The organism is Ideonella sp. (assembly GCF_035254525.1).
Taxonomy (GTDB): domain Bacteria; phylum Pseudomonadota; class Gammaproteobacteria; order Burkholderiales; family Burkholderiaceae_C; genus Ideonella.
Map to the genome: position 1 here is coordinate 1 of NZ_DATFAN010000160.1, position 7043 is coordinate 7043.

General features: G+C 69.1%; 5 protein-coding genes and 1 pseudogene. All 6 read right to left on the bottom strand.

Translation table 11 applies throughout. From position 1 onward, the window contains the following. Nucleotides 1–1068: 2-oxoacid:acceptor oxidoreductase family protein (locus VJ693_RS16320; RefSeq protein ID WP_324155799.1), on the bottom strand; the 1068-nt coding region annotated here is incomplete at its 3' end. Beyond that, nucleotides 1065–2900, bottom strand: a complete 1836-nt coding sequence (locus VJ693_RS16325) for an FAD-dependent oxidoreductase (RefSeq protein ID WP_324155800.1) — start codon at nt 2898–2900, stop codon at nt 1065–1067. The genes VJ693_RS16325 and VJ693_RS16320, both read right to left, overlap by 4 nt. 154 nt (nt 2901–3054) lie before the next feature. Next, nucleotides 3055–5385 carry a DNA topoisomerase IV subunit A gene (gene parC, locus VJ693_RS16330; RefSeq protein WP_324155802.1) on the bottom strand — a complete coding sequence of 777 codons (2331 nt, stop codon included), beginning with the start codon at nt 5383–5385 and terminating at the stop codon, nt 3055–3057. A 63-nt stretch (nt 5386–5448) separates the two neighbouring features. Further along, nucleotides 5449–6168: a lytic transglycosylase domain-containing protein gene (locus tag VJ693_RS16335; protein ID WP_324155804.1), complete on the bottom strand. Its 720-nt coding sequence runs from the start codon at nt 6166–6168 to the stop codon at nt 5449–5451. After that, nucleotides 6168–6713, bottom strand: coding sequence for a GNAT family protein (locus tag VJ693_RS16340; protein ID WP_324155805.1), 546 nt, complete (start codon nt 6711–6713; stop codon nt 6168–6170). The genes VJ693_RS16335 and VJ693_RS16340 overlap by 1 nt, the downstream gene beginning before the upstream one ends. Nucleotides 6714–6743: 30 nt before the next feature. Continuing rightward, a pseudogene (locus VJ693_RS16345) lies at nt 6744–7043 on the bottom strand (DNA topoisomerase IV subunit B); the annotation flags it as partial.

The window sequence follows — 7043 nt, forward strand, 5'->3', positions numbered from 1 at the left end:
CAACACGTGCTTGGTGTCGCCATGCGACGCATAGGCACAGGCCAGCAGGTCGGCCTGCTGGGTGCGGGTGGGCATCCCGGTGGAGGGACCACCGCGCTGCACGTCGATGATCGTCACCGGGATCTCGGCGAAGTACGCCAGACCGATGAACTCGGTCATCAAGGACACCCCCGGCCCCGAGGTGGCGGTGAACGCGCGTGCGCCGTTCCAGCCGGCACCGGTGACCATGCCGATGGAGGCGAGCTCGTCCTCGGCCTGCACGATCGCGTAGCGGTGCTCGCCGGTGTCGGGGTCGACGCGAAACTTCTCGCAGTACTTCTGGAACGCCTCGGCGACCGACGATGAGGGTGTGATCGGGTACCAGGCACACACCGTGGCCCCGCCGTACACGCAGCCCAGCGCCGCCGCGCTGTTGCCGTCGACGAAGACGCGCTCGCCCACGGCTTCGGCGCGCCGCACGCGCAGGCCCAGGCCGGGGCCGCGTGGCGGGCTCAGGTGATCGCGCGCGAATTCGCGGCCCGCATGCAGCGCACGCACGTTCGACTCGAGCAGCCGCTCCTTGCCGCGGTACTGCTCGGAGAACAGCCTCTCGATCACCGCCGCGTCGATGTCCATCAGCGCCGACAGCGCACCCAGCACCATGATGTTCTTGAACAGCTGGCGCTGGCGGGCGTCTTCGTAGGTCGCGTTGCAGATGGCCGTCACCGGCATGCCGATCACGGTGACATCGCTGCGGAACGCCGAAGGCGGCAGCGGGCGCGTGCTGTCGTAGAACAGGTAGCCGCCCGGCGACAACTCGGCCACATCCTGCGCCCAGGTCTGCGGATTCATCGCCACCATCATGTCGACGCCGCCGCGCCGGCCCAGCCAGCCGGCTTCGCTGACGCGCACCTCGTACCAGGTCGGCAGGCCCTGGATGTTGCTCGGAAAGATGTTGCGCGGGCTGACCGGCACCCCCATCCGCAGGATCGCCTTCGCGAACAACTCGTTGGCCGAGGCCGAACCCGAGCCGTTGACGTTGGCGAACTTGACGACGAAGTCGTTGACCGCTTCGATGCGATGGATCATTTGGCGTGCACCCCCACGTGACGGCCGCTGCGGGCGCGGCAGGCCGGGCCGGCCTGCGTCGTCAGCAGCTGGAACTTCTGCATGTCCCACGCCCCTGTCGGGCAGCGTTCGGCGCACAGCCCGCAGTGCAGGCAGACGTCCTCGTCCTTCACCATCACCCGCGCCGTTTTCAGCGGCGGGCTCACATACAGGTCCTGGTCGGCATGCGGCGCCGGGGCCGAGAGGTGCCCGCGCAACTCGGCCTCGTCGCCGTTGGCCGTGAAGCTGATGCAATCCATCGGGCAGATGTCGACGCAGGAGTCGCACTCGATGCACAGCTTGGGGCTGAACACCGTCTGCACATCGCAGTTCAGGCAGCGCTGCGCTTCCTTGAACGCGGTGGCCGCATCGAAGCCGAGCTCGACCTCGACCCGAATGCTCGCCAGCGCCTTCTCGGCCGCCGTCCACGGCACCCTGTTGCGCAGGTCGATCGACACCGCGTTGTCGTAGCTCCACTCGTGGATGCCCATCTTCTGCGACAGCAGGTTCACGTGCGGCGGGGGCCGCTCGCCGACGGCCTCGCCATGCAGGAACTTGTCGATCGACACCGCCGCCTCGTGGCCGTGGGCCACTGCGGTGATGATGTTCTTCGGCCCGAAGGCTGCATCGCCGCCGAAGAAGACCCTGGGCAGCGTCGACTGCATCGTTGTCTCGCCCAGCGCAGGCAGGCCCCACTTGTCGAAGGCAATGCCGCAATCGGGCTCGATCCACGGGAAGGCGTTCTCCTGCCCGACGGCGATCAGCACCTCGTCGCAGGGCAGCACGACGTCCGGCTGCCCGGTGGGCACCAGCTCCCGCCGGCCCTTCGCGTCGTAGCGAGCCTGGACGATCTCGAAGCGCATGCCGACCAGCCGCCCGCCTTCCAGCTCGAAGGCCTTGGGCACGTGGTAGTTGAGGATCGGGATGCCTTCGTGCATCGCGTCTTCCTTCTCCCACGGTGAGGCCTTCATCTCGTCGAAGCCGCTGCGCACGACGACCTTCACATCGCTCGCGCCGAGCCGCCGCGCCGAGCGGCAGCAGTCCATCGCCGTGTTGCCCCCGCCCAGCACGATGACGCGCGGCGCGACCTTCGTGACATGGCCGAACGAGACCGACGCGAGCCAGTCGATGCCGATGTGGATCTGGGCGGCTGCTTCGTCGCGGCCGGGAATCCGAAGGTCCCGGCCCCGTGGCGCGCCGCTGCCGACGAAGACCGCGTCCCAGCCTTCGGCCAGCAGCGCCTTCATCGAGCCGACGTACTGGCCGCTGCGGAACTCCACGCCCAGGCCGAGGATGTAGCCGCACTCCTCGTCAATCACGCTCTCGGGCAGTCGAAAGCGCGGGACCTGCGTGCGCATGAAGCCGCCGGGCTTGGCATCGCCGTCGAACACCGTCACGGCGTAACCCTGCGCGGCGAGGTCACGTGCCACGGTCAGCGAGGCTGGCCCGGCGCCCACGCAGGCCACGCGCTTGCCGTTGCGCGGCTCGGGCCGCGGCATGCGCGCGCGCACCTCGGCCCCCTTGAAATCGGCGGCCACGCGCTTGAGCCGGCAGATGGCCACCGGTTCAGGTTTCTCGGCGTTTCGCTCCTCCACCCGGCCGCGTCGGCAAGCGGGTTCGCACGGGCGGTCGCAAGTGCGCCCCAGGATGCCGGGAAACACGTTCGACACCCAGTTGACCATGTAGGCGTCGTCGTAGCGACCCTGTGCGATCAGCCGGATGTACTCGGGCACCGGCGTGTGGGCGGGGCACGCCCACTGGCAGTCGACGACCTTGTGGAAGTAGGCCGGATCCGCCACGTTGGTGGGTAGCACGGGCGCAGTCTCCTTTTGCCGGAGCGGCCTCACGCGCCAGGATCACTGCCGCTGTCGCCGCACTCCGATCACCTTGGATGCGGGCCAGTCTACCCCCGCGACCGGCCCTGGACGCCCGAGGGGAAGCCCGCACGCCCGCCCGGGCTGCGCTGGATCAAGCGGCGACGACCCGCATCGGCTTCTGCATGCCATCCACCTTGTGACCCTTGCGCGCCCGCTTGCCCTGGTGGCCGGCGAGCGCTGCGCCCTTGAGCAGTTCGTCCTTGGCCTTGCCGCCGCGGCCGGTGCCGAGCACCCGCAGCGCTTCACCGCAGGTGGTCACCGACAGCAGCGGGTCCTTGGCGTCGACATCCATCAGCGTCAAGCCACGGCCGCCCTTGGACTGCAGCTTCAGCTCGTTCAAGGGATAGACGAGCAGCCGGCCGGTCAGCGACAGGCAGGCCACCTGCCCATGGGCCGGCAGCACGGCCGCCGGCGGCAGCACATGCTCCTTGTCTTCCAGCGTGAGGAAGCTCTTGCCCCCGCGCTGGCGGGTCGCCAGGTCGGCGCAGCGGGCCAGCAGGCCAAAGCCGCCGGTGTTGGCCAGCAGCAGCGTCGTCCCGCCCGCCCCGGCGAAGTAGTGGGCCGGCTGCGTGCCGCTTTCCAGCTCGATCAGCGAGGTGATCGGCTGGCCATCGCCGCGGCCGCCCGGCAGCGCGGCCACCGCCACGTTGTAGACGCGGCCGTTGCTGCCGAACACGTAGAGCGTGTCGACCGACCGGCACGGGAACGCGCCGTACAGCGCATCGCCGGCCTTGAAGGTCTGCGCCGCCACATCGACCTCGTGGCCCTTGAGCGCCCTCACCCAGCCCTTCAGGCTGACGATCACCGTGACCGGCTCGTCGATGATCTTCACCTCGGCGACGGCGCGCTTTTCTTCCTGGATCAGGGTGCGCCGCTCGTCGCCATGCTGCTTGGCGTCGGCCTCGATCTCCTTGATGATCGTGCGCTTGAGCGCCGCCGGGCTGCCGAGGATCTCTTCCAGCTTCGCCTGGTCTTCGCGCAGGCCCTTCAGCTCCTGCTCGATCTTGATCGCTTCGAGCCGCGCCAACTGGCGCAGCCGGATCTCGAGGATGTCCTCGGCCTGGCGGTCGCTGAGCTTGAATCGTTCGATCAGCGCCGGCTTGGGCTCGTCGGCATTGCGGATAATGCGGATCACCTCGTCGATGTTCAGCAGCACGAGCTGCCGGCCCTCGAGCACGTGGATGCGGTCTTTCACCTTCTGCAGCCGGTGCTGCGAGCGTCGCTGCACCGTCGTCTGCCGGAAGGCGACCCACTCGACGAGCATCTGGCGCAGGCTCTTCTGCGTCGGGCGGCCGTCCAGGCCGACCATCGTCAGGTTGATCGGCAGGCTCGACTCGAGGCTGGTGTGGGCCAGCAGCGTGGTGATCAGCTCCTGCTGCTCGATGGCGCGGCTCTTGGGCTCGAAGACCAGGCGCACCGGCGCGTCCTTGCTCGATTCGTCGCGCACCGTGTCCAGCACCGACAGCACGGCCACCTTGAGCTGCGTCTGTTCGGCGGTCAGTGTCTTCTTGCCGGCCTTGACCTTGGGGTTGGTCAGCTCCTCGATCTCTTCGAGCACCTTCTGCGCGCTGCTGCCGGGCGGCAGCTCGGTGACGACGAGCTGCCACTGGCCGCGCGCCAGGTCCTCGATCTTCCAGCAGGCACGCACCTTCAAGGAGCCGCGGCCGCTGGCATAGGCGGCGCGGATGTCGGCGGCGCTGGAGATGATCTGCCCGCCGCCCGGGAAGTCGGGCCCCGGCAGCAGCGCGGCGAGCTCATCGTTATCCAGCTTCTCGTTGCGGATCAGCGCCACCGCCGCGGCCGCGACCTCGCGCAGGTTGTGGCTGGGGATCTCGGTGGCCATGCCCACGGCGATGCCCGAGGCCCCGTTCAGCAGCGCGAACGGCAGGCGCGCCGGCAACAGGCGAGGCTCCTGTTCCGACCCGTCGTAGTTCGGCACGAAGTCCACCGTGCCCTCGTCGATCTCGTCGAGCAGCAGGCGGGCGATCGGCGCCAGGCGCGCTTCGGTGTAGCGCATGGCCGCGGCGTTGTCGCCATCGCGGCTGCCGAAATTGCCCTGGCCGTCGACCAGCGGGTAGCGCTGGCTGAAGGTCTGCGCCATGCGGACCATCGCGTCGTAGGCCGCCGTGTCGCCGTGGGGGTGGTACTTGCCCAGCACGTCACCGACGACCCGCGCGCTCTTCACAGGTTTGGGTGAGCCGCCGGCGCTGCCGTAGCCCAGGCCCATGCGCTGCATCGAATACAGGATGCGGCGCTGCACCGGCTTGGCGCCGTCGCACACATCGGGCAGCGCGCGGCCCTTGACCACGCTCAGCGCGTATTCGAGATAGGCCCGTTCCGCGTAGTGGGCCAGCGTGATGGCATCATTGCCGCCGCCGTCGCCACCCTCGGGCGATGCAAATGTCAGGGGAGTCTGTTCCATGGTCTCGAGGTCTCGGTGTTCGTTGCAGCCGTTTCGCGGCGCGGGGGCTGCGGCTGCCGGGGCTCAGCGTGAGGCGGCCCCTGGGGTGTCGGTGGCGGGGCCGGCCAGCTTCAGCTCGCGGGCCAGGCCGAGCTGGCGTTGCTGCAGCAGCGCCCAGTAGAGCTCCAGCACCATGTGCACGTGGGAGCGGGTCTCGGCGATCGCCGGCACTTTGCCACCGGCCTGGCGCACCCGCGCCTCGCCGGCGTTCCAGGCGGCCAGCGCCTTGTCGACGCCGCCCAGGCGCCGCCACAGGTCGGCGAGCATGCGCGCACCGATCAGGATGTTGCTGCGCGCATCGCGCAGGTGCTCGTCGACCGGCCGGGCGGCCGCTTCGTCACGCGTCAGATAGCGCTCCGCCGTGGCCGGGGTGATCTGCATCAGGCCGACCGCACCGCGCGGCGACACGCTGTCGCCGCGGTAGCCTGATTCGACGGTGATCAGCGCCTTCAGCAGCTCGGCGTCGATGCCAGTCGCCGCTTCGGCCTCGCGCAGCAGCGGCTGCACGGCCTTGACCTCGGGCGCGAATTCCAGCCAGGTCAGCAGGTTCGTTCGGGTCATCGTCTTGCCGGGCACGTGGTCGCCCTCCATCTCGCCCCGCGCGCTGCGCAACACCGGCGTGTAGCGCGAGTCGATCGCGCGGTCGGCGAAGTGCGCGACGCCGGCACCGTCGACGAAGGCCCAGAGCTCCGCCCTGGCCGGCAAGGCGGCGCACAGCGCGAGGGCGAACAGGCCGGTGCGCATCACGCCAGGCCCTCGAGCGGCGCCTCGAGCCCCATCGCTCGGCGGGCCTGGTACTCGCGGTCGAGCAGGCTCATCACGACCAGCGTGTCGTAGCCGTCTGCGCCATCGATCGTCACGCGCACGCTTTCGCGCAAGCGCCCCTCCTCGACGAAGCCTTCGCTCTCGTACAAGGCCAGCGCACGGGTGTTGAGCAATTTCACATCGAGCCAGAAGCGGTGCGCTCCGAGATCGCCGAAGGCCATGGCCTTCAGCCGCCGCACGCAGGCCCGCCCCAGGCCCTGGCCCTTGGTCTGCAGCACGATGCGCTTCAACTCCACGCTGCGGTGCGGGTTGCGGCAGCCCTGCAGGATCACGAAGCCCAGCCGCTCGTGGCTGTCGCCCGCCTCCACGATGAAGTGCCGGAAGTCGGGAAAGCGGATCGCGCCCTCGTGCTGTGTACGCTCCCATGGCGTGATGAACGGCAGGTTGTGCTGGTCCCGCTCGATCGCGACGACGGCGTCGAGATCCGACACCATCGTCGGGCGAAGCAGCACTGGGGCAGTCATCGGTCTTGCTTGGGAACGGAACGTGGGAGCCTATACATCCACTTCGACAGTGTCGCCGTGCAACTCCATCAGTTCGCGGCGGGCTTGCGCTTCGCCCTTGCCCATCAGCTTGCCGAGCGACACCGTCGTGGCAAGGGTGTCCAGCGCACCATAGCCCACGCGCAGCAGGCGGCGGGTATCGGGGTTCAACGTGGTGTCCCACAACTGCTCGGCGCTCATCTCACCCAGGCCCTTGAAGCGGCTGATGCTCCAGCTGCCCTCGCGCGCCCCTTCCTTGCGCAGCTTGTCCAGCGCGGCTTCGAGCTCGCCCTCGTCCAGCGCGTAGAGCTT